This is a genomic window from Agreia pratensis, from assembly GCF_900177685.1.
In the GTDB taxonomy this organism is placed as follows: Bacteria; Actinomycetota; Actinomycetes; order Actinomycetales; family Microbacteriaceae; genus Agreia; species Agreia pratensis.
Genome location: NZ_FXAY01000002.1, coordinates 345,741 through 371,369 on the forward strand (window position 1 = coordinate 345,741; position 25,629 = coordinate 371,369).

The window sequence follows — 25,629 nt, forward strand, 5'->3', positions numbered from 1 at the left end:
TGCCGACGAGCGGATGCTGTCGGTGCGTGGGCGGCCGACCGCGACGGGTGCTACCGGGCGACCGGCAACATCCGTCGCCGCCGGCACCATGTGTTGGGTCCACCCCGCTAGGGTTCGGTTGCTACTTTCTGTAGCGTTTCTCAAGCGAAGAGGCTCCATGCTGCGCGATGTCCGCTCCCATGCCCGTTTTTCTCGTCGTCGGCTGGGGAGCGCGTTCGCCGCGCTTGCCCTCTCGGGGGCGGCGCTAGGCCTCGGAGCGAGCGCAGCGGTTGCGGCGCCGGCCGGCAGTGCGCCGGCGGTCACGTCGACGTCGACCCAGACCGCTGTCCTCGACACCAACAAGGTCTACAGCAAGACCGGCAAGTACTTCTATCAGGACGGCGTAGTCGATCCCACGCGCAACGTACTCTATCTCTCCGACTCCACCGGCACTGAGGCGGACTCCTTCGAGACCGCGCTCGTACGCATCGACCTCGCCACCGGAGCGAGCACGGTGATTCCCCTCGGCGGTGGCTTCGCCGCATCCGATGTGGCTGTCTCGCCGCTCGACGGCACGGTCTACGTGGCCCACAACACGGCGCCGAACGCCAGCGTCTCGGTTCTCGACCCCAACGCCACCTATACGGACTCATCGCGGCCGCCGCAGATTCCGGTCGCAGACCACTCACAGCGTCTCGAGGCCGGCAGCGACGGTCGGATCTTCGTTATGGGCTCGGACACAGACGCCATCTCGGTGATCGGTGCCTCGACCGGCGCCGACCGCATGAACGTCGTGCAGATCATCCCCGGCGTCGAGACAGGTGCAGCCGTCACCGCGATGGACTCCGTGCATCAGCGCCTCTACGTTTCGAGCGAATCCACGAAGACCGTGACCGTCATCGACGCCGCATCGACGCCGGCCGCTGTGCTCGGGGTCATCCCGGTCGAGAAGACTCCCGTGGGCGTCACCTGGGACGCCAGCAGCGATCAGCTCGTGCTGACCTTCGACGACAACACCATCTCGTGGCTCGACCCGTCTTCCGACTTCACGTCTGCCGAGGTCACTCGTACAGAGACGCTCGCGCCGCTGCCCGAAGGCGCCGAGCCGTCGGTCTCTCTGCCGCGCGCACTGTCGGTGCGTGCCGACGGCACCGCGATGGTGCTCACCGAGGTCTGGCCCTCAGAAACCGGGCCCGAGAACATCACGTCGTTCGTGTCGGTCGTTCCGCCCGTGGTGGATGCTGCGACCCCGGTCGTTCCGCTGACCGTCGGCATCGACGGATTCGCTCTCATTCCCGACACCCGGGTCGGCGGCTCGGTCTACGTCACGAATATCGGCGAGGGAACGGTCTCGACCCTCGGCGATGTCACCTTGACCGGATACGCCAGTCGTCACGTGGTCGGTACCGACGGCGCTGCCACGGCGAGTCTGGTGCGCGCCGACGGCTTTCCGCTGGCAGCCTCGCTGAACTTCACCGACGCATCCGGAACCGTCTTCTCGGCTCAGACCGGCGCCGGCGGGTTCGCCCGGGCAGCCGTTGCAGGTCTGGCCGTGGGCGAGGCCGGGTTCGATGTGTCCGTCGCTGCGCCGGCCACCATCACGCTCGCGGGCGAGAGCGCGGTCACCACCACCGCTGCGGCCGCCACGCCGGGAGATGACCAGAGCACGTCGACTCCTCCCGGTGTGACGGGGCAGATCACCCCGTCTTCGCTAGCAGCCACCGGGTTCCCTGTGGGCGTGGCTGCGGCCGGTGTATTGGCGCTGTTCGCTCTTGGAGCTGCCGGCATCCTGATCTCGCGACGGGGCCGTGTGCGCGCCTGAGTGTGTCCGATCGGATGGGTGCCAGCGTTTCGACTTCGTTAAACGTTGGCCACCCTTCCGGGGGTGGCCCCCCGTTCGGGGCTAGTATCGCTTCGCTAGGACACCAGTGAAGCGATAGTTGAAACGAGGCAGACGATGTCCACAACAGACTCATCTACGGGAGATTCACACCCGGTCGAGGATTCTCCCCAGAAGCAGGACTTCTCGCATGAGCAGGAGGGGTATCACAAGACCCTCAAGCCCCGGCAGTTGCAGATGATCGCCATCGGCGGCGCGATCGGAACGGGTCTGTTCCTGGGCGCCGGTGGGCGGCTCGCGTCGGCCGGGCCGTCGCTCGTGATCGTCTACGCGATCTGCGGGTTCTTCGCGTTCCTGATCTTGCGGGCCCTCGGCGAGCTGGTGCTGCACCGGCCGTCATCCGGCTCATTCATCTCGTACGCGCGTGAGTTCTTCGGCGAGAAGATGGCGTTCGTGGCCGGCTGGATGTACTTCTTGAACTGGGCCATGACGGCCATCGTCGACGTCACCGCGGTGGCTCTGTACGTGAAGTTCTGGTCGGCGTTCACCGACGTTCCGCAGTGGCTGCTCGCCCTCATCGCCCTGGCAATCGTTCTGAGTCTCAACCTCGTGTCGGTGAAGGTCTTCGGCGAGATGGAGTTCTGGTTCGCGATCATCAAGGTCGTGGCCCTCGTGGCGTTCCTGATCATCGGCGTCGTGTTCTTGGCTTTCAACTTCCCGACCGACGTGGGCAACGGCCAGACCGGTTTCGCCCTTCTGGCAGACAACGGCGGCTTCTTCCCGCAGGGCCTGCTGCCCGCCGTGCTTGTCATTCAGGGCGTCGTCTTCGCTTACGCGGCCATCGAGCTGGTGGGCACCGCAGCAGGCGAGACCGCCGACCCCAAGAAGATCATGCCGAAGGCCGTCAACACGGTCGTCATCCGCATCGCTGTCTTCTACGTCGGATCGGTGCTGCTGCTGTCGCTTCTGCTTCCGTACACCGCATACAAGGCAGGCGAGAGCCCGTTCGTCACGTTCTTCTCGAGCATCGGCAGCCCCGAGGTCGGAGCCATCGCCGGAAACATCATGAACTTCGTCGTTCTCACGGCGGCCCTCTCGAGCTTGAACGCCGGGCTCTACTCGACCGGTCGCATCCTGCGTTCGATGTCTGAAGCCGGGGCGGCGCCGAAGTTCACCGGGCGCATGAACAAGTCGGGTGTGCCGTACGGAGGAATCCTGTTGACCGCAGCCATCACGCTGCTTGGCGTGGGACTCAACGCGATCGTTCCCGAGCAGGCGTTCGAGATCGTGCTCAATGTGTCGGCCCTCGGAATCATCAGCGGTTGGGGCACGATCATCCTCTGCCAGATGCGGCTGCAGAAGTGGGCGAAAGAGGGCAAGCTCGAGCGGCCGGCCTTCAGGCTGTTCGGTGCGCCGTTCACCTCGTGGCTCACGCTCGCGTTCCTTGCGACCGTGCTCGTGCTGATGGCCGTCGACTTTCCGGTGGGCACCATCACGATCTCGTCGCTCGTGCTCATCATTCCGTTGCTCATCATCGGCTGGTACGCCAGCCGCGACCGCATCAAGGCGATCGCGGCCGCTCGCGAGGGCTACACCGGGGCGTTCCCCGTGGTGGCGGAGCGCCCCGGCGACGGTCGCGGCACCAAGAAGTAGCGCTCTCGTTGCCTGTGGTCTCGATACGCCGGCTCGTTCCTCGCGCGGCTACTCGACCAGCGAAGGCCTCGCTGGTCGAGTAGGTCGCCCCGCGACCGTATCGAGACCCGGTCGGTTACTCGTTGACGAGAACGAGCTCGTCGAGGGGGAAGCGCTCGCGCGGAGCCTTCTCGCGGGCGATCGCGCCCTCTTCGCCGAGTGCCTCGGGGGAGTCGATGGTTCCGAGCGCAGTGACGGTGAGTGCGGTGAAGTTCTCGGGAATCGAGAACGCGTCGCGCAGTCCCTCAGCGATGATGCCGCTCATCTGGTGAACGTGCAGGCCTTCGTGGTGCGCCTGAACCGACATGTGGGCGACGGCCTGGCCCAGGTCGTACGAGGCCATGGGGCGCGGCTTGCCGTCGGGGTCGGTCGTCTCGGCGAGGTTCACGATCAGCGCGGCCGCGTTCGGGGTCCACGCCTGGTTGAAGCCCATGAGGTTCGACACGATCTTGTCGAACGCCTCGCTTCCGCGGCGGGCCACGATGAAGCGCCACGGCTGCGTGTTGGCGGCCGACGGCGACCAGCGGCCGGCTTCGAGAACGGATGCCAGTGCCTGCTCGTCGATCGCGACCGTCGGGTCGTAAGAGCGCGGGCTCCAGCGGGCGGCGAGCACCTCGAGAATAGGAGCGCTGGTCTCGTCGGCACGGGTGACGGCGGTGGTCGTGGTGAGGGTCATTGCGATGTTTCCTTACGGTGTACTTCGTCGCATCGCCATGAGCGGCGGATGCATGGCCGGGCATCCATTGCCCAGCTATGCAAACGCAGAAACGCGCACTCTATTCCCGACTGAGCGCCGCCCGCCCGCTGAGCGGCTTAGAGCAGATCACACGCGCGCCGTGCGAACGTCTTGTATGGTCAGTTCGAATGACTGTGACAAGAGGAGCGTCGATATCGTGATGAGTACGTCGGCTCAGGTGAACCGCCCGGCAGTACGTCCGTGGGGTGCTGCCATCACCTCGCTCGTGTGCGGAGTGATCGTGGCAGTCGTGGCGATCATCTCTCTCGCCAACGCTCCTTCCGACGGCGCCCTTCTCGGGGGCGGGCTGGTCGCGGCCGTCGTCGCCGTCATCGCGTTCCTGTTCGCTGCATACGGATTCCAGTTCGCTCGCTCATCGTCGGCGAAGCTCCCCGCATCGGGGCCGCTGATGCTGCTCTCTTTCGTCGTCGTGATCATCGGCGTCATCGGCAGCATGGGGGCTTTCGTGCTCAGCTCCGCACTGGTGAGTCAGAACGGGGTCTCCGTGTCCATCATCGTGCTGGTGCTGTCGATCGTCGTGACGATAACCGGGTTCCGCCTGGTGCGCGTTGCCCTTCAGCGCAGTCGGCGGATCTGATTCTGGGTCCGGGTTCTTGCGGTCAGCGCTCGGCGAGTAGCTCCTTGAGCCGCGCGGCGAACGCGTCGACGTCGGCCTCCGTTGTATCGAACGCGCACATCCAGCGCACCTCACCCGTCGACGGGTCCCAGTCGTAGAAGCGGAAGCTCTCGCGCAAACGGTCCGCGACCTCCGGAGCCACGATCGCGAAGACCGCGTTCGACTGCGTGGGCTGGGTGATCGTCACGCCATCCAGCCCCTCGACGGCCTGCCGCAGCCGCTGGGCCATCGCATTGGCCTGTGAGGCGGAGCGCATCCAGAGCCCGTCGCCCAGGAGCGCGATGAGCTGAGCCGACACGAAGCGCATCTTGGAAGAGAGCTGCATGTTGAGCTTGCGCAGATACGTCAGGCCCTCGGATGCTGCGGGGTTGAGTACCACGACCGCCTCGCCGAACATCAGCCCGTTCTTGGTGCCGCCGAACGAGAGCATGTCGACGCCGGCGTCGGTGGTGAAGGCGCGGAACGGAACGCCGAGGTAGGCGGCGGCGTTCGAGATGCGGGCGCCGTCCATGTGCAGGGTCATGCCGCGGGCGTGCACGTGATCGGCGATGGCACGCACCTCGTCGGGCGTGTACGCCGTGCCGAGTTCCGTGGTCTGAGTGATCGACACGGCGAGCGGCTGAGCGCGGTGCTCGTCGCCCCAACCCCAGGCCTCGCGATCGATGAGTTCGGGTGTGAGCTTGCCATCCGGTGTCGGAACGGTGAGCAGCTTGAGGCCTGCCACGCGCTCGGGAGCTGCGTTCTCGTCGGTGTGGATGTGAGCGGTCTGCGTGCAGATGACCGCACCCCAGCGGGGCAGCATCGACTGCAGGCTCAGCACGTTGGCGCCGGTGCCGTTGAAGACCGGGAACGCCTCGACGCCGTCACCGAAGTGCTCGGCCATCACGTGCTGAAGACGTGCGGTGTAGAGGTCTTCTCCGTAGGCGATCTGGTGTCCGCCGTTGGCCGCGGCGACGGCGGCCAGCACCTCGGGGTGCACGCCGGCGTAGTTGTCACTCGCGAATCCGCGGTAGTCGGTGTCGTGCAGGCGCAGGGCAGAGGAGGTGTCGGTCGAAAGGGTCACCACCCCAGTCTCGCGTACGAGCCACGCACGGGCGTTGCGTTCGACGCCACTTTGTTGCTGGCGGATGCACTGCGGTGCGGTGCTGTCAGCCGCCGACGCCGAGGGTCGGCCACGTGCCGGTTCCTGTCCACCCGCGCTGGCGGAGTTCGCGTTCGAGAGTGTGCAGCAGGTGGCCGGGATTGCGGATGTCGGGGAGGACGGCCTCGATCGACTTCCACTCGATGAGGTCGAGCTCGCGGCGGCGCACCACGTCACGTTGCCACTGCGATTTGTCGGTGCGGTGGCCGTCTCCCTGGTATTCGAGCCCCACGTTGTAGCCGGGGATCCGCAGGTCTGGCTGCGCGATGACCTCGCCCGCGGCATCCAGAATCGGCACGTTCACGACCGGATCGGGAAAGCCGGCGCTGTGCACGATGAGCCGCAGCCGGGTCTCATAGGGGGAGTCGACGCGCTCGCGGATGAGCTCCAGGGCTCTCACGATCAGTGCGGCATGTCGGCGATCGGCGTGCTCTGCTGCCGCTTCTCGGAGCTGCGGAATGGTCACGAAAGGAGCATGCCGGCCGTCGCGTTCGCGGAAGCCGCGCAGCAGATAGTCGCCCGCGATCACGAGGTCGACCAGCTCGAGTTGGCTCGCGAGCTCGAGCCACATGCGCGCGGCGCGGGAGATGCGCAGACCGCGGGAGTCGACCCACGGGGGCGCCCCGTCGCCCGGTGTCGAGGAGTGCCCGATGACGCCGGGGCGCTGCGGAGCGCGGTGGGGTCTCTCGACGGTGACATGAATCGTGTGATCACTCTGCAGCCGCCACGGCAGAGGCACCCCGTAGAGGCGAGCCGCAGTCGAGTGGCTGATGAAGCTCGTATGGTTCGTGACCGACTGCAGAGCCAGGCAGTGGTCACGAACCGTGCCAGCGCCCGACGGCAAGCGCGCTCCATGGAACGGCCTGTCGAGGTCGGAGGACATCAGCTGCTTCACCGTTGCACCGAGCCTCAGGGCTTCTCGTGTTGAGAACGCGCGACCGACCACGGCGGGCGGAAGTGGTTTTCGTCTGGTCACGCGTCCACAATGCCGTGCGACGTGGTTCGGGCGTTGAATCTGTCCACAGGCGGCGAAGTGCGGCAAATAGCCGTTCGAACCTCGTCGGAAGGGCAATCTTCCGCACATCGAACCGCACGACGCAGAGCAGGTGTGAGAAATCGACCTTGGTTTCGGAATCGAAGGGGCGTTTGCCGCATCTCGCCCGGCAGAGCCGAGGCGCGCAAGGGGGTGGAAGGCGCATCGGCGAGAGGACTATCGTGGCCAACTCGACTTCGCGCATCCGCGACCGATATCGAGAAGGAAGGACACGCATGGCGCTCAGCGAGCACTTCGATGTGACCAAGCACGATGACGCACCCTGGGAGGTGATCTTCGTGGGCACGCCCAACGTCGCGGGGCACATCACCCCTGAGGGAACCGGGCTGCGTCTGCACGACTCGGCCGACAACGACCTCGGACTGTTCGGCACTCTCGAGCACGCACTGACGGTGTTGTATGGCTCCGACTGAGCAGCGCGCGACCACGCTCTGGTCGCCCGCCCCGAAGGCCGTGCTGTTCGATATCGACGGCACGCTCGTCGACAGCAACTACCTGCACGTGGATGCCTGGGCCCGGGCCTTCGAGAAGGTCGGCCACCCGGTCGAGTCGTGGCGCATCCATCGATCGATCGGCCTCGACAGCGACCGCCTGCTCGACGCGTTGCTCGGCGATGAGGTCGACGAGTTCGGCGATCGCGCGAAAGATCTCCACTCCGAGTTCTATCGAGCATCCACAGGCAGGCTGCGCCCGCTCCCCGGTGCCGTCGAGCTGCTGCACGCGCTCAGCGACGCGGGCGTCCGCGTGGTGCTGGCGACCAGCGCGCCGAAAGAAGAACTCGAGATTCTGCTCGGCGTCCTCGATTCCGACGACGCCCTGCACGCGACCACCTCGTCAGACGACGTAGGCACCGCGAAGCCCGAACCCGACATCGTGAACGTGGCGCTCGAGCGCGCCGGGGTCGACGTATCCGAGGCGCTGTTCGTGGGCGATGCCGTATGGGACATCGAAGCCGCCGCACGCGCGAGCCTCGGCGCGATCGGCGTGCGTACCGGGGGCATCTCGTTGGGCGAGCTGATGGATGCCGGTGCGCTGCAGGTCTTCGACGACGCGGCAGCGGTGCTGGCCGACTTCGAAAGCCGACGCGCTGATCAGTGATCGCCGGTGCGCGGACGCAGCCTGGTCTCTTCGAGGTCGAGCATGCCCTGGGCCTGCGCGAGAATTCGTGACGGATAAGCGCCCCGGCGCCGAGCATCCAGAAGCCGTTCGCGTTCGGCGAGCACGACGGCCAATCGCAGCTGGCGGTACACGCGGTGCGGCGTCTCGTCTGCGCTCGTCGAAGCGGGCGACGCCTCGTGCGAGCGTTCCCAGGCGGCCTCGGCTCTGAGGAATGACGACTGGCGGACGCGTTCGACGACGTCGGGATCGACCTCGTTCGCGCCGTCGATCGATGCCGCGGGATCGTCGAGAACGGCGAGCCCCGCGAAGCTGATCTCGTCGAGCAGGGTGGCGAGTTCGCGGCGATCTTCCGCCTCGTCGACGCCCTGGATTCCGAGCAGCCGGATCAGCCAGGGCAGAGTGCCACCCTGAAGAATCAAGGTCACCACGGCCACGGTGAACGCGATGAGAATCAGCTGCGATCGATAAGGGATGTCGTAGGGCAGCGACTGCGCGGCGGCCAGCGTGACGACGCCGCGCATTCCCGACCAGCTCAGAACGATTCCGCCGCGCCAGTCGATGCTCTCGCGACGCAGCTGCTCGAGGTCGGAGCGTCGCCGCTGGTAGAGCCGCTCCTCGCGCAGGCGCCGCCGACCGGTCCACACGCCTCGGTGGGGGGTCTTGCGATAGTGGTACAGCGCGAGCAGATTCTTATAGGTGAGCTTCTCGGCGTGCTCCGCACGCTTCTTCAGCATGTAGACGAGCGGACCGATCCAGAGAAACCGCACCAGGGTCAACGCGACGACGGCGATGAGACCCAGCCCGATGGCATCCAGCACGCTCAAGACCTCGGGGTTCTCGACATCGTTGATGAGGGTGCGAATCTCGAGCCCGATGAGCAGAAAAACGCCGTTCTCGAGCAAGAACTGAATGGTGCGCCAGTTGATGCGGTCACTGATTCGTGCCTGCGCCGAGAAGGCCGACGGCGCATGATGCCCTGTGTAGAGGCCGGCCACGACCACGGCGAGAACGCCGGATGCGCCGAGCGCCTGGGTGGGCAGGAACGCCAGAAACGGCACGGCGATCGAGATCGCGGTGTCGAGCACGGGGTCGTTGAGCTTCGTGCGCACGAACACCGAGATGAGCCCGGCCAGCAGCCCGATCACGATGGCCACGAAGACCGCGAACAAGAAGTCGCCGACGGTCTCCCATGGCGAGAGCAGGCCGCCCGCGGCCGCGGCGGTGGCCGACCGCAGCAGCACCAGGGCCGTGGCGTCGTTTACGAGACCCTCGCCCTCGAGCACGGTCAGGATGCGCGGGGGCAGTCCCAGACGTCGGCCGATGGATGTCGCCGCGACCGCGTCGGGCGGGCTGATGATGGCGCCCAGCGCGATGGCCGCGGCGAGATTGAGGTCGGGGAGCATCGTGAACAGCAGGAAGCCCGTGCCGAACGCGGTGACGATGACGAGCACGACGGAGAGACTCGTGATGGTGCTGAAGTTGCGTCTGAAATCGACCACGGGAACGCTGATGGCCGCCGCGTAGAGGATCGGGGGCAGCACGACATCGAGCACGAGTTCGCCCTCGATGCGCAGTTCGGGAAAGCCAGGAAGGAAGGAGATGGCGAGACCCACGATCACCAGGATGATCGGCGCGGCCACTCCGAGGCGCTTCGAGAAGTACGCGACCGCGACGATGACCGCGATGCCGAATACTGCGTAGACGCCGAGTTCCATGGTCATCACAGGGTACCTGGGCTATGTTCCGCCCACATTTCGCGCCAGAGGGACCCAACTATATGCCTCGGCTATATAGTTGATCAGTGCCAACTTCTACCTCCCCCCAAACCGGATCCATTCTCAAGCAGCCTCTCGCCGTGTGGGCGGTGGCATTCGCCAGTGTGATCGCGTTCATGGGCATCGGCCTCGTCGACCCGATTCTGCCCGCCATCGCGAAGAGCCTGAAGGCCAGCCCTACCGAGACGTCTCTGCTGTTCACGAGCTATCTCATGGTCACCGGACTCGCCATGCTCATCACGAGCTGGATCTCGAGTCGCATCGGTGCGAAGAAGACGCTGCTCATCGGGCTCGCGCTGATCGTGGTGTTCGCTGCGCTCGCGGGCCTGGCCGGCAGCGTCGAGGGCGTCATCGGGTTCCGCGCCGGATGGGGGCTCGGCAACGCGCTCTTCATCTCGACCGCCCTGTCGACGATCGTCGGCGCCGCAAGCGGCGGAAGCGGAGCCGCGATCACCCTGTACGAGGCTGCGCTCGGCGTCGGAATCGCCGTAGGCCCCTTGCTTGGAGGAACGCTCGGCACGATCAGCTGGAGAGGTCCCTTCTTCGGAACGGCCGTGCTGATGGCGATCGGATTCATCGCTATCGTGACGCTCCTGCGCGAAGAGAAGTCGGTGGTGCGCACGCCCACAAAGCTCTCGGCTCCGTTCACCGCGATGAAGGTGCCCGGCATCCGCTACCTCGCCGGAATAGCGCTGTTCTACAACATCGGCTTCTTCGTGCTGCTGGCGTACACGCCCTACCCGCTCGGCCTCGACGAGATGGGGCTCGGCTACACCTTCTTCGCGTGGGGTCTGTCGGTGGCGTTCACCTCGGTGTTCGTCGCGCCGCTGCTCACAAAGCGCATGAAGCGCACCAGCGTGCTCAAGCTCGTGCTCACGATCCTGGCGCTCGACCTGATCGCCGGCGGCATCGTCATCGACTCGCAGGCCGGCCTGATCGTCTGCATCGTCATCGGTGGTCTGATGCTCGGAGTCGTGAACACCGTGTTGACCGAAAGCGTGATGGAGGCGAGCGACCTGCCACGCTCCGTCGCCTCGTCGTCGTACTCCGCCGTTCGTTTCCTGGGCGGCGCATTCGCCCCTCCCGGTGCTGCCGCGCTGGCCGCGGCGATCTCGCCGAGCGCCCCGATGTACGCGGGGGCGGCATCCGTCTTTGTCGCCGTGCTCATCGCGTTCGCCGGGCGAAAGGCGCTGCGTCGAGTCGATAACGGCCACGAGGAGAGCCTGCTCGCCGAGGCCGAGGCGATCACGGTCGGCGAGTCGCTCTAGCTCCGTCCCTGTTGCGTTGGTCGAGTAGGCCGCCCGCGGCCGTATCGAGACCACTGGCGGGTGGTCTCGATACGTCGACTCCTTCGTCGCGCGACTACTCGACCGGCGCAGAACGCGCACTCGACCCGCGGGCGGGGGCGGGTGACCTCGAAACGCCCGTAGCCTGAGAGGGTGCCACGCCTTCCCGCCCTTCTCCGCAGGCGCGGTGCCACCGCCGCCCCGCGCGAGCGCCTCTCCCGCGACGTCTACGTTCTCGGACTCATCGCCTTCTTCGTTATGGTCGGCTTCGGCGTGGTCGTGCCGGTGCTTCCGGTCTTCGTGCGCAGCTTCGGCGTGGGCTACGCCGAAGTCGGCGCCGTCGTCTCGGCTTTCGCGCTGATGCGCCTCGTCGCGAGCCCGTTCGTCGGAAAGCTCATCGACCTCATAGGCGAGCGAGTCGTACTCGCCGTGGGAATCGGCATCGTCGCCGTCTCGAGCGGACTCGTGGGCATAGCCGCCGACTACCCCCACCTGCTCATCCTGCGCGGCGTCGGCGGAATCGGCTCGGCCATGTTCACCGTCGCGGCCATGACACTTCTGCTCGGAACGACGAGCGCTGCGCATCGCGCCCGCGCCGTGGGCTTTTACCAGGGTGGCTTCCTCATCGGAGGCATGACCGGCCCCGCGATCGGCGGCCTTCTCGCTACGATCTCGCTCACCGCTCCCTTCTTCTTCTACGCGGGAACGCTGGCCGTCGCCGGCATCGTCGGACTCGTGCTGCTGCGGCCGCGCGCGAAGCTCGTCGACGGCCAGGCAGCCGCGGGCGTTCCGGATGCCGATGGCTCGGAAAATCCGCTGGTTCCCCTTCGCGACGTACTGCGGGATGCGCGCTTCCGCGCTGCCTGCCTGGCCAACTTCGCGCAGGGCTGGAACTCCTTCGGAGTGCGCAGTGCGCTGATCCCCGTGATCGTGGTCGAGGTCATCAAGGGACCGAGCTCGTTCACGGGAATCGCGTTCGCCATCGCCGCCGTCGCGCAGACGCTCGCGCTGGGACCCGCGGCCCGCTTCATCGACCGCGCCGGTCGCAAGCCTGCTCTGGTTCTCGCGCTCGCGCTCGCGGCCGTGCTGACCGTCGCGATCTCGTTCTCGGGCGATATCGTCACGCTCACGATCTTGCTGAGTCTCTACGGGGTCGTCTCAGCGTTCCTCGGAATCGCGCCCGCGGCATCCGTCGGCGATGTCGTGGGGCGCCGAGGCGGCCGGGGCGTCGCGATCTTCTCGATGAGCTCGGACGTCGGTGCGATCGCCGGTCCGCTCGTGGCCGGCGCACTCGTCGACGCGTTCTCGTTCCCTGTGGCGTTCGGCGTGGGTGCGGTCTTCTTCGTCGCTGCATCTCTGTATTCGCTGCGCATGCCCGCCTCGGTGTCTGCGGCACCCGCTAGCGTGAGGGCGACGACAAAAGGTTAGGCGTATCCATGTTTCTGCTCGACGACACGGTGGTCTACTCGGCCAGCGATCTCACGGCTGCGGCATCGTGCGAGTGGGCGTTGATGCGCAAGCTCGACGCCAAGCTCGGGCGCATCGACGCCGTCGTCGAGGCCGAAGACGACATGCTGCGCCGCACGGCGACACTGGGCGATCTGCACGAACTCGCCACGCTCGAGCAGCTGCGCGAGGCGGGCGGGGTCGTCGAGATCGAACGGCCCGCGATCGACCAGGTGGCTGTGGCCGCAGCCCAGACTCTCGAGGCGCTGCGTTCCGGCGCCGCCGTCGTCTTTCAGGGGGCCTTCTTCGATGGGCGCTTCCTCGGGTACTCCGACTTCCTCGTGCGCGACGACTCCGTGGCGGGCGCGCCCGCGTATTCGGTCTACGACACGAAACTCGCCCGCAAGGCCAAGATCACCGCGCTCCTGCAGCTCGCCGCCTACGCCGATCAGCTGCAGCAGAACGGTATCCCCACCAGCGAGACCGTGCACCTCATCTTGGGAACAGGCAAGACCACCTCACACCGGCTGCGCGACATCCTGCCCGTCTACCGCCGACGGCGTGCACGGCTGCAACAGCTCATCGACGACAGGGTGGCCGATCCGTCGCCCACAGAGTGGGGCGATCCGCGCTACACCGCATGTGGGCGTTGCGCCGCCTGTGCAGAGCAGGTTGAACGAACCCGCGACGTGCTGCAGGTCGCGGGCATGCGGCTCACGCAACGGGCGCGCCTGCGTGCCGCGGGCATCCAGAGCATCGACCAGCTCGCGGTGGCCGTGGGCCCCGTGCCCGGGCTCGCACAGTCCACACTCGACTCGCTCGCTGGCCAGGCGCGCATGCAGATCGAGCCGCCCTCTCCGGGGCAGGCGCTGAGCTGGCAGATCGCCGATCCGGCTCCGTTGGCGGCGATCCCCGCTCCCGACGCCGGCGACATCTTCTTCGACTTCGAGGGTGACCCGCTCTATCAGGAGGGGTCTGCGTGGGGTCTCGACTATCTCTTCGGCCTCGTCGAACCCGACGAGACGTTCGTGGCGTTCTGGGCGCACGATCTCGCCGAAGAGCGGCAGGCCCTCATCGACTTTCTCGACTACGTCGCCGAGCGTCGTGCTCGGCATCCCCTGATGCACATCTACCACTACGCCTCCTACGAGCGCACCCACCTGCTCACGCTCGCCGCCCGCCACGGTGTCGGCGAAGAGGCGGTCGACGACCTGCTGCGCCAGAACGTGCTGGTCGACCTGTACCCCATAGTGCGGCAGGGCATGCGCATCGGCACGCACAGCTACTCGCTCAAGAAACTCGAACCCCTCTACATGGGAGATGCCGAGCGCGCAGGCGTGGCCAATGCGGCCGACTCCATCACCGAGTACGTGCGCTCGCGCGAGCTGCTCGCCGCGGGCGACGTGGCCGGCTCGGAACGCGTGCAAGACGACATCGCCCGCTACAACACCTACGACTGCGTCAGCACGCTGCGGCTGCGCGATTGGCTGCTCGAGCGCGCCGCCGCGGTCTCTCGAGACTCCCTTCCGGATGCCGGCGGCCGGCTCGACTTCGACCTCCCGGTGCGCGAGCCCGACCCGGTCTACCTCGAACTCGCCGCGCTGTCGTCGGCCATACCACTCGCAGAACGCACGGCCGACGACACAGCGCTGGCACTCGCATCCGCCGCCATCGACTATCACCGGCGCGAGCAGAAGTCGTTCTGGTGGCAGCACTTCTCGCGGCTCACTGCCCCGATCGACGAGTGGGCCGACACCCGCGACGTGCTCGTCGTGACAGAGGCCGTCGTGCTGCGCGACTGGTTTCGCGAGGGCAGACAGCGCAGCGATAGGCGGCGGCTGGGTCTGCGGGGCATCCTCGCGCCGGGCAGCTCGATCAAGCCGGGGCAGAACCCGTTCATTCTCTACGACGCCCCTTATCCACCGATTCTGCGCGGTCGTGAGCCCGGCGCTCGAACCGCGCACAGTCGAGTCACGGTGGTCGAGACGCTCGACGATGGCACGATCGTGGTCGACGAGGTGCTCGAGAAAGAGGCGCCGCACTACGACGAGTTGCCGGTGGCTCTGACACCCGGCACGCCGCCGCCTGCCGGAACCCAGGTCGAGGCGATCTCGGAGTGGGGCCGAGCGATCCTCGACGCGCATCCCGAGCCTCTCGCCGACCCGGCCTACGACGTGCTGCGTCGTCGAGCGCCGCGCGCGACGCTGGCACCCGTGGTGACCGACGCGAATGGTGTGGGCGACGTTGCATCGGCTCTCGTCGAATCGCTGCTCACCCTCGAACACTCCTATCTCGCGGTGCAGGGCCCTCCGGGAACGGGCAAGACCTACACGGGGTCGCACGTCATCGCGCGGCTCGTGCACGAGCACGGCTGGAAGATCGGTGTCGTCGCCCAGTCGCATGCCGCGGTCGAGAACATGCTGCGCGCCGTCGTCGGCGCCGGCGTCGACCGCACGATGGTCGGCAAGAAGGCCTCGGCTGGCAGCACTCCGTCTGGCGATTCGTCGTCGAACGAAGAGCCCGAGTTCACCGTGCTCACTCCCACGGCCTTCGCCGGGTTCACAGGGCGAGACGGCGGCTACGTCGTCGGGGGAACCGCGTGGGATTTCAGCAACGCCTCCCGCATCCCTCGCCAGTCGCTCGACCTGCTCGTCGTCGACGAAGCCGGCCAGTTCTCGCTCGCGTCGACCATCGCGTCAGCGGTCTCGGCCCAACGACTGCTGCTGCTCGGCGACCCGCAGCAGCTCCCACAGGTGAGCCAGGGTACGCACCCCGAACCCGTCGATGAGTCGGCGCTCGGTTGGCTGTCGGCGGGGCACGATGTGCTGCCACCCGAGTTCGGCTACTTCCTCGCCACCTCCTGGCGAATGCATCCCGCGGTCTGCGCGCCGGTATCCGAGCTTTCGTACGAGGGGCGGCTGGTGTCGCATCCGTCAGACCGACGGCTCGAGGCAATCGAACCCGGGCTGCATCCGGTGCCGGTCGAGCACGCCGAGCGATCGACCTCGTCGCCCGAAGAGGCCGACGCCGTGGTCGAGCTCGTCGCATCCGTTCTCGGCCGCACCTGGTGGTCGAGTGGAGCCGCGCGCCCGCTCGACGAGCGAGATGTGATCGTGGTGGCGCCCTACAACGCGCAGGTCGAGCTGCTCAGGCTGCGGCTCGCAGAAGCGGGGTACACGTCTGTTCCCGTGGGAACTGTCGACAAGTTCCAGGGCCGAGAGGCGGCGGTGGCCATCGTGTCGCTCGCCGCATCGTCGGCCGATGACGTGCCTCGGGGCCTCGAATTCCTGCTCATGGCGAACCGGCTAAACGTCGCCATCTCCCGCGCGCAGTGGGCGGCATACCTCGTGTACTCGCCCGCGCTCACCGACGCGCTCCCGACAACCGAGCAGACGCTCGCCCAGCTGAGCGCGTTCATTCGCCTGGTGTCGTGAGGCATAGCCCGAGACGCCCTAGTGCGGGTGCGACGCCGGCTTCGGGTGACCGGGAATCGAGTCGCCGCTCAGATTGAACTCCGACGGGTCGACCTCGATATCGCCGACATCGTCGGGGCCTCCCGTGCCGGGAAGGACGAGGATCTCCGAGGGGTCCATGTCGGCGTCGACGGCATCGCTGTCGGTGACCGCCTCGTTCTCGAGAACCTCGTCGTCACGCTCGCTCGACGGACTGTACGACGTATCTTTCTCGAGGTCTTCTTCTGACGAAAGGTGGTGGTGCCGCTTCTCGTGGGTCATGCGTTCCACGCTACGGCGGCGCACCGGCAACAACCACCCCTTGCCAGGGACAGGCTGCGCTGTGAGTCAGGCGAGCGGAATGCGGCTGTCGTTGAGCTCGGCCGCGTCGCTCTGCCACAGGTCGACCACGGCCTGGCCGAGCGCATCCACGTGCGTGAAACCTGCGTAGGTCTTCTCGGGGTTGTCTCGCCGCATGTCGTCGTCGACGAGCGCCATGATCGAGAACCGAACGGCGGCGGCGCGCTGAGGCGTCGGATCGGTCTTGCTGCCCGACTGCGCCCGGCGGAAGCCGTCTGCGACGGAGCGCACCCAGCTCTCCGCGGCTGCCTTCGCCGCGGTGTAGCTGGCGCCTCCGGCCGTCGGACGTTCGACCGAGTTCGACGACACGATCGCCAGCCGACCTGCATCGCTCGCCACCAGCGCGTCGAAGAAGGCGCGCGAGGTGTTGCGCAGGGTAGTGAAGCCCGATTCCATCGCAGCCCAGTCGTCATCGCTCTGGGCCGTGATGCCCGCGGCGCCGCGCCATCCGCCCACGAGGTGGACGAGTCCGTCGACCGCTCCGAACTCCTCCGACACCGATGCGGCGAGCTCGGCGACAGCGGTCAGCTTCGACAGGTCACAGACCCGCGTAGCGGCATCCGGAACCGAGCGCTCGAACGCACTGAGCCTCTCGACATTCGACCCGACCGCCACGACCCGGGCCCCCGCCGCGACGAGGGCTCGCGCGGTGGCGACCCCCGAAGAACTCGTGGCCCCCGCGACAACAACAACCCGACCCGCGACGCTCATGACCGACCCTTCTGTAGGTACTCCTGCGGACAGTATGCCCCGGCGTGCCGGCACCTACTGTCCGCAGCGGGGACTGCTAGCTCTGCAATGACCCCGTGATTCCCTCTGTCGACAGGATCACGTCGCCGATCTTCTTCGAGAGGGCCTCGTAGAACATCGAGAGGGGGAACTCGTCGTCGAGGATCGCGTCGGTCAGAGCGCGAGGCGGGCCGTCGAGGGGTAGGGCCTCGGGCCCGCGAGCCCAGACGGATGCCGGGTGCGGCGTGACCGTCTCGGTGACCAGCTCGTAGGCGGCCAGCCAGTGCGCCACCTTGGGGCGGTCGATCGAGCGCCAGTACAGGTCGTCGATCCTCTGTCCGAGGGCGAGAACGCTGTCGGCCACTTCGGGCCAGTCGATGGTGAGCTTCGTGTCGGTCCAGTGCAGCACGTGGTGCTGGTGCAGCCACGCGAACAGAAGCTGGCCGCCGAGCCCGTCGTAGTTGCGCACGCGCGAGCCTGTGAGGGCGAATCGGAAGATGCGGTCGAACAGGATCGCGTACTGCACGAGCCGAGCGTGCTCGAGAAGGTGCGCATCGGCATCCGACAGTGTGCTCTCGCCGAGCGCCTCGAGCCTGCGCTGGATGCGCACCGACTCACGGAACGCGGTGAGGTCGCAGCGCAGCTCTTCGAGCGAGTAGAGGAAGAACGGCATGCGCTGCTTGATCATGAACGGGTCGAAGGGCAGGTCGCCGCGCATGTGGGTGCGGTCGTGGATGAGGTCCCACATCACGAAGGTGCGCTCGGCGAGCCCCTGGTCGGTGAGCAGGCGTGCCGCATCCTCTGGCAGTTCGAGCCTCGTGGTGTCGGCGGCCGCGCGCACGACCGTGCGGAATCGGGCAGCCTCCCTGTCGGCGAAGATGGCGCCCCAAGTGAACGTCGGCACACTGCGCGTCGCGACCGTCTCGGGAAAGAGAACCGCCGAGTTGGTGTCGTAGCCGGGGGTGAAGTCCACGAATCGAATGGGCACGAACAGAGCGTTGGAGTAGTCGCCCGCCTCGAGTTCAGCAACGAACTCGGGCCAGATGACCTCGATGAGCACGGCCTCGACCAACCGAGAGGCCGAGCCGTTCTGCGTCGTCATCGGAAAGACGACGAGGTGCCGGATGCCGTTCTCGCGATGCGCTTCGGGGTGGAAGACCACGAGTGAATCGAGAAAGTCGGGAACGCCGAAGCCGTCGGACACCCATCGCGAGAAGTCGCTGCGCAGCGCCGCGTGGTACTCGGCGTCGTGCGGGAAGGCCGGCGAGAGAGCTGCGATGGATGCCGAGAGAACGGCGACGAGCTCGGCTGCACGCGCGTGGTCTGCCGTGTCGGGCACCGAGCCGTCTTTGACCTGGAGCGCCTGGAGCTCGGTGGCCGCCGCCTTGAGCCCGAGCCAGGCAGCAGAGGATTCGGCCAACGACGCGTCTTCGACAACCTCGGGTTCGTCGCCGATCGCGGGAACGACGTACTGAGTGGTCGTTGTTGTGGGCATGGGGAACCTCCGATCCGAAAAGGGTGCTGGCGAGCGCTTCGTGCGCCGTGCTTCGAGGCTACGGTCGATCGGGCAGTGGTTTCATGTTCGTCGCATCGATTTGCTGCAGCAGCACCCACCGGGCGAGCACGAATCCTGCATCTCGCGCAGCTCTCTTGGTGCTGTCGGTCAGATGCGTACTCCCTTTATGATGAACGGCATGAGCCAGATGCCGCCCAATCAGCCCCCCGTACCCCCTTCTTCTGGTCAGGGAGCGCCCGTTCCATCTCCTGACGGGTATTCGAGCCCCACTCCGTACGGCGGATACCAGGGTGGCGGCTACCTGCCCGTTCAGGAGCCTCGCTACAACGTTCTGGCGATCGTCTCGTTGATCTCGGCCTTCTTCGTCTCGGTGGTCGCGGTCATCACCGGTCACATGGCTCTGGGTCAGATCAAGCGCACGGCCGAGAAGGGCCGCGGTCTCGCGATCGCCGGTCTCATCATCGGCTATGTCGGCATCGTGACCGGCGTCCTCGCCGTTGTCGCGTTCATCGTGACGACCGTTCTGGGGGTCAGTCTGATCGGTATGCTCGCCAGCCAGTACGACCCCGACGACTACAGCTACACGTCGGATCCCTCGACGGGCGGCGTGGGAGACGACCTCTCGTTCGAGGCGGGCAACGATCTCACCGCCGGCACGGTCGCGCAGTTCTCCGACCCGTTCGTCGTCGACTCGGACTGGACTGTCGTGAGCCCAGACGACGGCCAGGGCAACTGGTCGTACCTCGACCCGTCCGGGCTCTGCACCGTCTCGTTCCACCAGGGAGGGATGGGCGGCGAGGTCGCTGTCACGACGGGCGACGACCGTGCCACGACACAGGATTTCCTGGCCGTTGTGCTCAAGACGGATGCGTCGACCATCGCCGGCAAGGCGACAGACAGCACCATCTCGTACAACTTCGAAGACCTGGGCACTGTGGACACACTGCTGATGCAGGGCACAGACGACGACGGCTCGAACTGGAAGCTCGCGGGACGAGCATTCGGCGAGCTCGACAGCGGACTCTATGTCGATGTCACGTGCAAGCCCGGCGGCGACCTGGATTCCGTCTACGACACCGTCACGACGAAGGCTGCGATCACGGTCTACTGATCCATTGAGCGATGCGGCGGGTTGTGTGGGTAACGCACAATCCGCTGCACTCGTCGGTGACGAATACCGATCATGAGCCTCCTGCAGCAGAACCCCACCGACGGCACGTTCGGGCGTGGAGGAGACGAGCCCTATGCCCGCGCGATCCGCAATGAGGTTCCCGGTGGACTCGCTTTGCGCGAGGCCCGCCCGGGCTCAGCTGATACGGGGGCGCGACTCGATCTCGACTTCGGCAAGTGGACATCCGATGCCGACGCGGTAGATCACTCGCTCCTGAGGCACGCGCGCGGGCCGGTTCTCGACATCGGATGCGGTCCCGGGCGCATGGTGCGGGCCGCGGGCCGGCTCGGCCTCGTCGCCCTCGGTCTGGATGTCTCGCCCGAGGTCGTTGCGCTGGCTCGCGGCGGCGGGGTGGCCGTCGCTCTCGGTTCGGTCTTCGAGCGCGTTCCCGCAGAGGGGCTGTGGGGCACAGTGCTGCTCATCGACGGAAACGTCGGTATCGGGGGAGACGTCGCGGCGCTCCTCGTGCGCTGTCGCGAGATCCTTGCCCCATCAGGCGTTCTGATCGTCGAGGTGCACCCCGACGACGACCGCGATCACTCCTACAGCGCGACCGTTGTCGACACCGACGGGGCGCAAAGCGGCGAGTTTCCTTGGGCGGAGGTGGGTGTCACCCACCTGACCGACCTCGCCCTCGCATCCGGCTACACCGTCGATCGGGCGTTCACCGCGGGCACTCGCCGATTCTGCCGGCTGACGCGCATCTGAACGAAAAAGGCAGAGAGCTCCGCTAGCCCGCGGGCCCGAGCAGCACCGCGAGCATCGCGGCGGTGCCCCCCACGATGAACAGCATCGTTCCGAGCTGCATGGTGCGGGTCTTGTTGCGGTCGGCCGTGGGAACGTCGACCTCCAGGATCGGGCAGCCCGACCACCCGATGAGTCCGATACTCACCGCCACGAGTCCTGCGCCGATCCACCACAGCAGTGCCAGCCCCTTGGTCAAGAGTGCCGGTCGCCACCCGCTCGAGAGCAGCAGGCCGAGGGTGATCGCAGACGCCCCGACGGCGGCGACGAACCAGATGGTTCCCGTCCACATGATGCGTTGGACGTTCTTCTCGGGTGACATCAGATCGTGGCTCACGTAGATATCTTTCACCCGCGAGCCGCGCAAAACAAATTGATTTGTAGCAACTATCGCCGGATGCCATCAGAGCACGCTACAGAAAGCGCACCCGTCGCAGTAGACGGGTCACTCCCGGCAACACCCAATAGGCCATGATCGGCGTCAGAACCACCGTCGTGATGAGCACTTTCAGGGCCGTTGCGAGGTCGTTCCATCCCGGAAGAAGCGTCGTCACGAGCAGGGTGAACGCGAGATTCACCGGAAAGAAGCCGAGCCAGATGCTGGTCGCCTGTTTCCATCTCGGGGGCGCAACGGGCGGCCCGGCCGAGCCATCGGCATCCGATGCTCTGAGCGCTTGCGGTTCGTCGAACCAGCCCTCGATGCCCGTGCGCTTCTCGACGCGGGATTCGCGCACGAGCTCCCGACCGCCCTCGAGCCAGCGCCTGCGGTCCTCAGACGACTCCCACTGCTCGAGGAGACCGGCGTCGGCGAATCTGTAGAGCATGTGCCAGTGCACCGAGTCGGCGCCCTGTCTCACCCAGCCCGAGCCGAGAAAACCCGGATACCGGTTGGCGAGATTCACCCCCGCCTGCACCCAGCGGGTGACATCGGGGATGCGGTCTGGATCGACGGCGCGGGTGATGGACACGGTGATGGGAACGGAAGGCGATGCTTGTGGCTGCCCGAGTACGTTCTCCGACTCTTCTGGAGACATGTCCTCCAGTATCCGCCGCCGATGTTACGCGCGCATTAAGCGGCTGCCGGAAGTGTTACTTCTCGTCGTCGTCTTCGTCGGTCTCGTCGTACTCCTCGAGAATCTCGAGGGCTTCCTCGTCGAGGTCGTCGGGCTGGTGCCCGGCCGCGTGGCGCACGGCATGGCGGCCCAGGATGAGCAGCTCGCGCGTCTCCATGGCTTCCGCCAGCTCGTCACGATCGAGATCGTCGGCATCGTTGATGACCTTCGTGACCATCTCGATGCCCATGTCGAACCAGCGCTCGGCGTTGTGCGCGTCGCCGGCGGCGTCGTAGCTGTCGCCCAGAAACGAATAGACCATCGGGTCTTCGGGCTTCTCTGCGCGCAGCGCCTTCGCGAGCTCGTTGGCCTCGGCCTCCTGGCCGGTGCGCAGCAGTCCCTCGATCAGATAGACGCGCTTGTCGGGGGCCGCGTCTCCCGGCGCATCCTGTGCCTCGCGTGCTGCCTCGTAGGCGCGCAGTGGCAGAAGCGCGTCGTAGAAACTCTCGGATGCCGCGATGAAGAGAGCGGCGGGCGTCACGTCGTCGTCGTAGAAGGTCTCGGGGTCGCGGGCTGCGGCGAGGAACTCCTCGGCGACGGCGAGCGCCTTCTCGGGGTCGTCGGCTTTGAAGCTGGACTCATCGATGTAGTCCCAGGTCACGGTCGTAGGCATGTAAGCAACCTTAACGGCCCAGGCCTTATGGCTACCATGGGACGCGATATGGATATGACCCCGCCGCCCTCCCGACGGTCCCTCCGACGACGCCAGGCAGCGAGCGACCCCGCGTCGGGCGACGTGCGCGGAGCCGCCGGAGCCACGCCCGCCCCCACCCACTTTCTGCCGCACCTCCAGGGGCTTCGTGCGATCGCGGTGCTGCTCGTGGTGGTCTACCACTTCTGGCCAGGGCGCCTGCAGGGCGGCTACATCGGCGTCGATGTCTTCTTCGTGATCTCGGGCTTTCTCATCACCGGTCAGCTGGCCCGTGAGCTTGAGAGGTCGGGCCGCATAGGGCTGCCCGGCTTCTACGCGAAGCGCGTGCGACGGCTTCTGCCCGCCGCAGTGACCGTTCTCATCTTCTCGGCTCTCGCGACCCTGTTCATCTTGCCGCTGTCGAGCCTCGGCGAGAATCTGCGCGAGATCCTCGCGTCGACGTTCTATGTTGAGAACTGGGCGCTCGCGGCGAACTCCGTCGACTACCTCGCAGCCGCCAACGAAGCAACTCTGGTGCAGCACTACTGGTCGCTGTCGCTCGAGGAGCAGTTCTACCTGATCTGGCCGCTGCTTCTGCTCGGCGCCTCGTGGCTGGGCGTGAAGTATTGGAGCGGCAAACGCTGGAACGCTCTGCTCGCGCTCGTCGTGACCGTCAGCATCCTGTCTCTGGCGTTCTCGATCATCTACACCCAGACCAATGCGGCGCAGGCCTATTTCGTGACCTTCACCCGCATGTGGGAGTTCGGCGCGGGCGCGATTCTCGCGCTGCTGCCGCGGTTGCGGCCGACGAAGGCCTGGTTGTCGAATGTGCTGGGCTACGGCGGCATCGCTGTGGTTCTCGGATGCGGGTACTTCTACGACAAGGCGACGCCGTTCCCCGGCTACGCGGCCGTGCTGCCGGTGCTCGGAACGATGGCGATCATCCTCGCGTCGCATCGTGCGCGATGGTTCGACGCGGGCAGTGTGCTGAGTTTCCGACCCGTCAGCTTCATCGGCGACATCTCCTACTCGCTCTATCTCTGGCATTGGCCGCTCATCATCATCGCGCCGTTCGTTCCGGGCTGGGGTCTCTCGACGATCAACCGCCTGGTGCTGTTCGTGCTCTGCTTCGTGATCGCCTGGCTCACCAAGAAGTTCATCGAAGACCCGACGCGCGCGTGGCGGCCTCTGGTCACGCGCAAGCCTCGGGTGACCTTCGCTGTGATGGTGGCGGGCATGGCCGTGGTGAGTCTCGTCGTGGGTGTCACCAGCGTCGTGCAACAGCCGAAGTACGACGCGGCGGCAGCGGAGCTGCGCAGCACACTCGCAACGTTGCCCGACTGCTTCGGCGCGGCATCCGGCGGCACCGATGGGCTGGCGCCCATCGAGGCATGCTCGAACCCTGCACTCGCCGACCAGATCATCCCGAGTCCCGGCTTCGGCAACGCCGACCGGCCGCAGCACCCCGACTGCCTGGTCACGCTCAACGACTCCACGCTGACGACGTGCGAGTTCGGAGACACGACATCAGATACCGCGCCCCGGGTCGCGATCATCGGCGACAGTCATGCGTACTCGCTGCTCGACCCGCTGATCCAGCTCGCCGAGACCAAGGGCTGGCACCTCACCACTTACCTCAAGGGCGCCTGCCCCTGGAGCACGACACCGATCGCGGGCGGTGACGCCTTCGCCGCCTCGTGCGCCGACTGGCGCGCCAATCTCGACAAGGAACTCGCGTCGGTGCAGCCCTACGACGTGATCTTCACGGCCGCCCTCGCCGATCACACGCTGGATGCCGATGGCTCGGCCGCCGCCGCCGAGACCGCGGGATTCGTGGAGGCTTGGACCCCCCAGCTCACGCAGGGCGCTCCGGTCGTGACCCTCGTCGACAACCCGTCATGGGAGACGGATCCGAACAAGTGTCTGCGTATCTCCGACGCGGCCAGCTGTACGGAGTCTCGAAAAGACGGCCTCGGCGAGGTCGACCCCCTCGCATCGGCCGCCCGGCAGCTGAAGGCCAGCGGCTCCGACGTGACGCTGCTCGACTTCTCAGACATGTACTGCGATGCCGAGGACTGCTTCCCGGTGATCGGCGGAGCGAACGTCTACCGCGACCAGGATCACCTGACGCGCACTTTCGCCTTCACTCTCGCCCCCTTCATCGAGAGCGCCATCGACGCCGCCCTCGCTCGATCCTCAACGCGCTGAGGTAGCCATGGCCGGAGTTCTCACCGGATTCGCGATCATCGGTTTCGTCATCGCGGTCGGCTACGTCGTGGGTCGCACGAACATCTTGCAGGTCGACGCGCAGAAGCCGCTGAACCGCATCGCGTTCTTCGTGACCAGCCCGGCGCTGCTCTTCACGGTGCTCGCGCGAGCCGACGTGAGCGTCATCTTCTCGTCTTTCCTCGTGGTGACCATCATCACCGTGGCCACGTCGATCTCGCTGTACATCGTGGCGTCTCGGCTCTTCTTTCGGCGACCCGCGGCCGAGACCACGATCGGGGCGGTGGCCTCGTCGTACTCGAACGCCAACAACATCGGCCTGCCCGTAGCCATCTACGTGCTGGGAGACCCCCAGTTCATCGCTCCGCTGCTGATGTTGCAGCTGATCGTGATGGCGCCCGTGACGCTCACGGTTCTCGACACGGTGACGCGAGGCAGAGCATCCATCGGCTCTTTTCTTTCGCAGCCCGTGCGCAACCCCATGATCATCGCCTCGCTGATCGGTCTGCTGCTCAGCGTCTTCGGTGTCACGCTGCCCGACGCCGTGATGGCACCGTTCGATCTCATCGGCGGAGCGACGATTCCGCTCGTGCTCATGACGTTCGGCATGTCGCTCGCGGGACAGCGGCCGTTGGCGCCGGGAACCGGGCGTCGCGACGTCGTGACCGCCGCGCTGCTGAAGAGTGTGGTGATGCCGATCGTCGCCTACCTGCTCGGTCGGTTCGTCTTCGGTCTCGATTCGACGCATCTCTTCGGCGTGGTGGTTCTCGCCGCCTTGCCGACTGCGCAGAACGTGTTCAACTTCGCATCGCGCTACGAGCGTGGAGTGGTGATCGCGCGCGACACAGTGCTGATCACGACGGTGGCGGCGGTACCTGTGCTGGTGGTCGCCGCCGCGCTCCTCGCGCCGTAGCCGGGTAACGCGGCTCTGCGCTGGTCGAGTAGCGAGGAACGAGCGTATCGAGACCATCGTGACGTGATTT

The 25,629-nt window shown here is 66.5% G+C and carries 22 protein-coding genes; 12 read left to right on the plus strand and 10 right to left on the minus strand.

The genetic code is table 11. The annotated features are described in order from the left end of the window. The first annotated feature begins 157 nt into the window (after positions 1–157). Both B9Y86_RS07040 and B9Y86_RS07045 read left to right on the plus strand, forming a co-directional pair. Positions 158–1,801: a YncE family protein gene (locus tag B9Y86_RS07040; protein ID WP_085484408.1), complete on the plus strand. Its 1,644-nt coding sequence runs from the start codon at positions 158–160 to the stop codon at positions 1,799–1,801. Positions 1,802–1,936: 135 nt separating this feature from the next. After that, positions 1,937–3,472, plus strand: coding sequence for an amino acid permease (locus B9Y86_RS07045; protein WP_085484410.1), 1,536 nt, complete (start codon positions 1,937–1,939; stop codon positions 3,470–3,472). Positions 3,473–3,587: 115 nt separating this feature from the next. On the opposite strand, the gene B9Y86_RS07050 is transcribed toward B9Y86_RS07045, so the two are convergent. After that, on the minus strand, positions 3,588–4,187 hold the full coding sequence (locus B9Y86_RS07050) for a nitroreductase family protein (protein WP_085484412.1): 600 nt from the start codon (positions 4,185–4,187) through the stop codon (positions 3,588–3,590). A gap of 217 nt (positions 4,188–4,404) precedes the next feature. On the opposite strand from B9Y86_RS07050, the gene B9Y86_RS07055 reads away from it, so the two are divergent. After that, entirely contained in the window at positions 4,405–4,845 is a 441-nt protein-coding gene (locus B9Y86_RS07055) for a hypothetical protein (protein WP_139824787.1), read from the plus strand. 22 nt (positions 4,846–4,867) lie between these two features. Here the strand turns inward: B9Y86_RS07055 and B9Y86_RS07060 are convergent, their stop codons facing one another. After that, on the minus strand, positions 4,868–5,947 hold the full coding sequence (locus tag B9Y86_RS07060) for a threonine aldolase family protein (RefSeq protein WP_085485304.1): 1,080 nt from the start codon (positions 5,945–5,947) through the stop codon (positions 4,868–4,870). An 85-nt stretch (positions 5,948–6,032) separates the two neighbouring features. Further along, positions 6,033–7,001 carry a hypothetical protein gene (locus tag B9Y86_RS17765; protein ID WP_139824788.1) on the minus strand — a complete coding sequence of 323 codons (969 nt, stop codon included), beginning with the start codon at positions 6,999–7,001 and terminating at the stop codon, positions 6,033–6,035. Positions 7,002–7,240: 239 nt separating this feature from the next. On the opposite strand from B9Y86_RS17765, the gene B9Y86_RS07070 reads away from it, so the two are divergent. Together B9Y86_RS07070 and B9Y86_RS07075 are read left to right on the plus strand one after the other, a co-directional pair. Beyond that, positions 7,241–7,492, plus strand: a complete 252-nt coding sequence (locus B9Y86_RS07070) for a hypothetical protein (protein ID WP_139824789.1) — start codon at positions 7,241–7,243, stop codon at positions 7,490–7,492. Continuing rightward, a complete protein-coding gene (locus tag B9Y86_RS07075) occupies positions 7,479–8,177 on the plus strand; it encodes an HAD family hydrolase (protein ID WP_085484420.1) in 699 nt (232 codons plus the stop codon). Before B9Y86_RS07070 ends, B9Y86_RS07075 begins: the two co-directional genes overlap by 14 nt. Here the strand turns inward: B9Y86_RS07075 and B9Y86_RS07080 are convergent. Further along, positions 8,171–9,919, minus strand: coding sequence for a cation:proton antiporter (locus tag B9Y86_RS07080; protein WP_228515661.1), 1,749 nt, complete (start codon positions 9,917–9,919; stop codon positions 8,171–8,173). The two genes, B9Y86_RS07075 and B9Y86_RS07080, sit on opposite strands and share 7 nt — an antisense overlap. Positions 9,920–9,999: 80 nt before the next feature. On the opposite strand from B9Y86_RS07080, the gene B9Y86_RS07085 reads away from it, so the two are divergent. From B9Y86_RS07085 to B9Y86_RS07095, 3 genes are all read left to right on the plus strand, one after another. Continuing rightward, the gene (locus tag B9Y86_RS07085) at positions 10,000–11,241 is read left to right on the plus strand and encodes an MFS transporter (RefSeq protein WP_244894672.1); all 1,242 of its coding nucleotides are present in this window, start codon (positions 10,000–10,002) and stop codon (positions 11,239–11,241) included. Positions 11,242–11,412: 171 nt separating this feature from the next. Further along, positions 11,413–12,687 carry an MFS transporter gene (locus B9Y86_RS07090; RefSeq protein ID WP_244894673.1) on the plus strand — a complete coding sequence of 425 codons (1,275 nt, stop codon included), beginning with the start codon at positions 11,413–11,415 and terminating at the stop codon, positions 12,685–12,687. Between the two features lie 8 nt (positions 12,688–12,695). Then, the gene (locus tag B9Y86_RS07095) at positions 12,696–16,139 is read left to right on the plus strand and encodes a TM0106 family RecB-like putative nuclease (protein ID WP_085484422.1); all 3,444 of its coding nucleotides are present in this window, start codon (positions 12,696–12,698) and stop codon (positions 16,137–16,139) included. Between the two features lie 18 nt (positions 16,140–16,157). Here the strand turns inward: B9Y86_RS07095 and B9Y86_RS07100 are convergent, their stop codons facing one another. The 3 genes from B9Y86_RS07100 to B9Y86_RS07110 form a co-directional block, all read right to left on the minus strand. Next, on the minus strand, positions 16,158–16,439 hold the full coding sequence (locus B9Y86_RS07100) for a hypothetical protein (protein WP_085484424.1): 282 nt from the start codon (positions 16,437–16,439) through the stop codon (positions 16,158–16,160). A 66-nt stretch (positions 16,440–16,505) separates the two neighbouring features. After that, the gene (locus B9Y86_RS07105; RefSeq protein WP_085484426.1) at positions 16,506–17,228 is read right to left on the minus strand and encodes an SDR family NAD(P)-dependent oxidoreductase; all 723 of its coding nucleotides are present in this window, start codon (positions 17,226–17,228) and stop codon (positions 16,506–16,508) included. A 76-nt stretch (positions 17,229–17,304) separates the two neighbouring features. Beyond that, positions 17,305–18,741: a DUF6421 family protein gene (locus B9Y86_RS07110; RefSeq protein WP_085484428.1), complete on the minus strand. Its 1,437-nt coding sequence runs from the start codon at positions 18,739–18,741 to the stop codon at positions 17,305–17,307. A 199-nt stretch (positions 18,742–18,940) separates the two neighbouring features. Here B9Y86_RS07110 and B9Y86_RS07115 point away from each other — a divergent pair, with 199 nt between their 5' ends. Continuing rightward, on the plus strand, positions 18,941–19,873 hold the full coding sequence (locus tag B9Y86_RS07115) for a DUF4190 domain-containing protein (RefSeq protein WP_176223290.1): 933 nt from the start codon (positions 18,941–18,943) through the stop codon (positions 19,871–19,873). Positions 19,874–19,945: 72 nt separating this feature from the next. Next, positions 19,946–20,641, plus strand: coding sequence for a class I SAM-dependent methyltransferase (locus B9Y86_RS07120; protein WP_085484432.1), 696 nt, complete (start codon positions 19,946–19,948; stop codon positions 20,639–20,641). A 22-nt stretch (positions 20,642–20,663) separates the two neighbouring features. Here the strand turns inward: B9Y86_RS07120 and B9Y86_RS07125 are convergent, their stop codons facing one another. The 3 genes from B9Y86_RS07125 to B9Y86_RS17315 form a co-directional block, all read right to left on the minus strand. Next, on the minus strand, positions 20,664–21,014 hold the full coding sequence (locus B9Y86_RS07125; protein ID WP_139824790.1) for a hypothetical protein: 351 nt from the start codon (positions 21,012–21,014) through the stop codon (positions 20,664–20,666). Positions 21,015–21,090: 76 nt separating this feature from the next. Continuing rightward, the gene (locus B9Y86_RS07130) at positions 21,091–21,711 is read right to left on the minus strand and encodes a putative antibiotic biosynthesis monooxygenase (RefSeq protein ID WP_085484436.1); all 621 of its coding nucleotides are present in this window, start codon (positions 21,709–21,711) and stop codon (positions 21,091–21,093) included. A 55-nt stretch (positions 21,712–21,766) separates the two neighbouring features. Then, a complete protein-coding gene (locus tag B9Y86_RS17315) occupies positions 21,767–22,402 on the minus strand; it encodes a hypothetical protein (protein ID WP_139824791.1) in 636 nt (211 codons plus the stop codon). A 48-nt stretch (positions 22,403–22,450) separates the two neighbouring features. On the opposite strand from B9Y86_RS17315, the gene B9Y86_RS07135 reads away from it, so the two are divergent. Both B9Y86_RS07135 and B9Y86_RS07140 read left to right on the plus strand, forming a co-directional pair. Beyond that, positions 22,451–24,628: an acyltransferase family protein gene (locus B9Y86_RS07135; protein WP_176223291.1), complete on the plus strand. Its 2,178-nt coding sequence runs from the start codon at positions 22,451–22,453 to the stop codon at positions 24,626–24,628. Between the two features lie 7 nt (positions 24,629–24,635). After that, complete coding sequence (locus B9Y86_RS07140) at positions 24,636–25,559, plus strand: AEC family transporter (RefSeq protein ID WP_085484440.1); 924 nt, start codon at positions 24,636–24,638, stop codon at positions 25,557–25,559. The last annotated feature ends 70 nt before the right edge of the window (positions 25,560–25,629 follow it).

Bases quoted from the DNA above. Each gene is read 5' to 3' on its own strand.
- B9Y86_RS07040 (WP_085484408.1), top strand. From the start codon at position 158: ATGCTGCGCGATGTCCGCTCCCATGCCCGTTTTTCTCGTCGTCGGCTG.
- B9Y86_RS07045 (WP_085484410.1), top strand. From the start codon at position 1,937: ATGTCCACAACAGACTCATCTACGGGAGATTCACACCCGGTCGAGGAT.
- B9Y86_RS07050 (WP_085484412.1), bottom strand. From the start codon at position 4,187: ATGACCCTCACCACGACCACCGCCGTCACCCGTGCCGACGAGACCAGC.
- B9Y86_RS07075 (WP_085484420.1), top strand. From the start codon at position 7,479: ATGGCTCCGACTGAGCAGCGCGCGACCACGCTCTGGTCGCCCGCCCCG.
- B9Y86_RS07080 (WP_228515661.1), bottom strand. From the start codon at position 9,919: ATGACCATGGAACTCGGCGTCTACGCAGTATTCGGCATCGCGGTCATC.
- B9Y86_RS07095 (WP_085484422.1), top strand. From the start codon at position 12,696: ATGTTTCTGCTCGACGACACGGTGGTCTACTCGGCCAGCGATCTCACG.
- B9Y86_RS07100 (WP_085484424.1), bottom strand. From the start codon at position 16,439: ATGACCCACGAGAAGCGGCACCACCACCTTTCGTCAGAAGAAGACCTC.
- B9Y86_RS07105 (WP_085484426.1), bottom strand. From the start codon at position 17,228: ATGAGCGTCGCGGGTCGGGTTGTTGTTGTCGCGGGGGCCACGAGTTCT.
- B9Y86_RS07110 (WP_085484428.1), bottom strand. From the start codon at position 18,741: ATGCCCACAACAACGACCACTCAGTACGTCGTTCCCGCGATCGGCGAC.
- B9Y86_RS07115 (WP_176223290.1), top strand. From the start codon at position 18,941: ATGAGCCAGATGCCGCCCAATCAGCCCCCCGTACCCCCTTCTTCTGGT.
- B9Y86_RS07120 (WP_085484432.1), top strand. From the start codon at position 19,946: ATGAGCCTCCTGCAGCAGAACCCCACCGACGGCACGTTCGGGCGTGGA.
- B9Y86_RS07130 (WP_085484436.1), bottom strand. From the start codon at position 21,711: ATGTCTCCAGAAGAGTCGGAGAACGTACTCGGGCAGCCACAAGCATCG.
- B9Y86_RS17315 (WP_139824791.1), bottom strand. From the start codon at position 22,402: ATGCCTACGACCGTGACCTGGGACTACATCGATGAGTCCAGCTTCAAA.
- B9Y86_RS07135 (WP_176223291.1), top strand. From the start codon at position 22,451: ATGGATATGACCCCGCCGCCCTCCCGACGGTCCCTCCGACGACGCCAG.
- B9Y86_RS07140 (WP_085484440.1), top strand. From the start codon at position 24,636: ATGGCCGGAGTTCTCACCGGATTCGCGATCATCGGTTTCGTCATCGCG.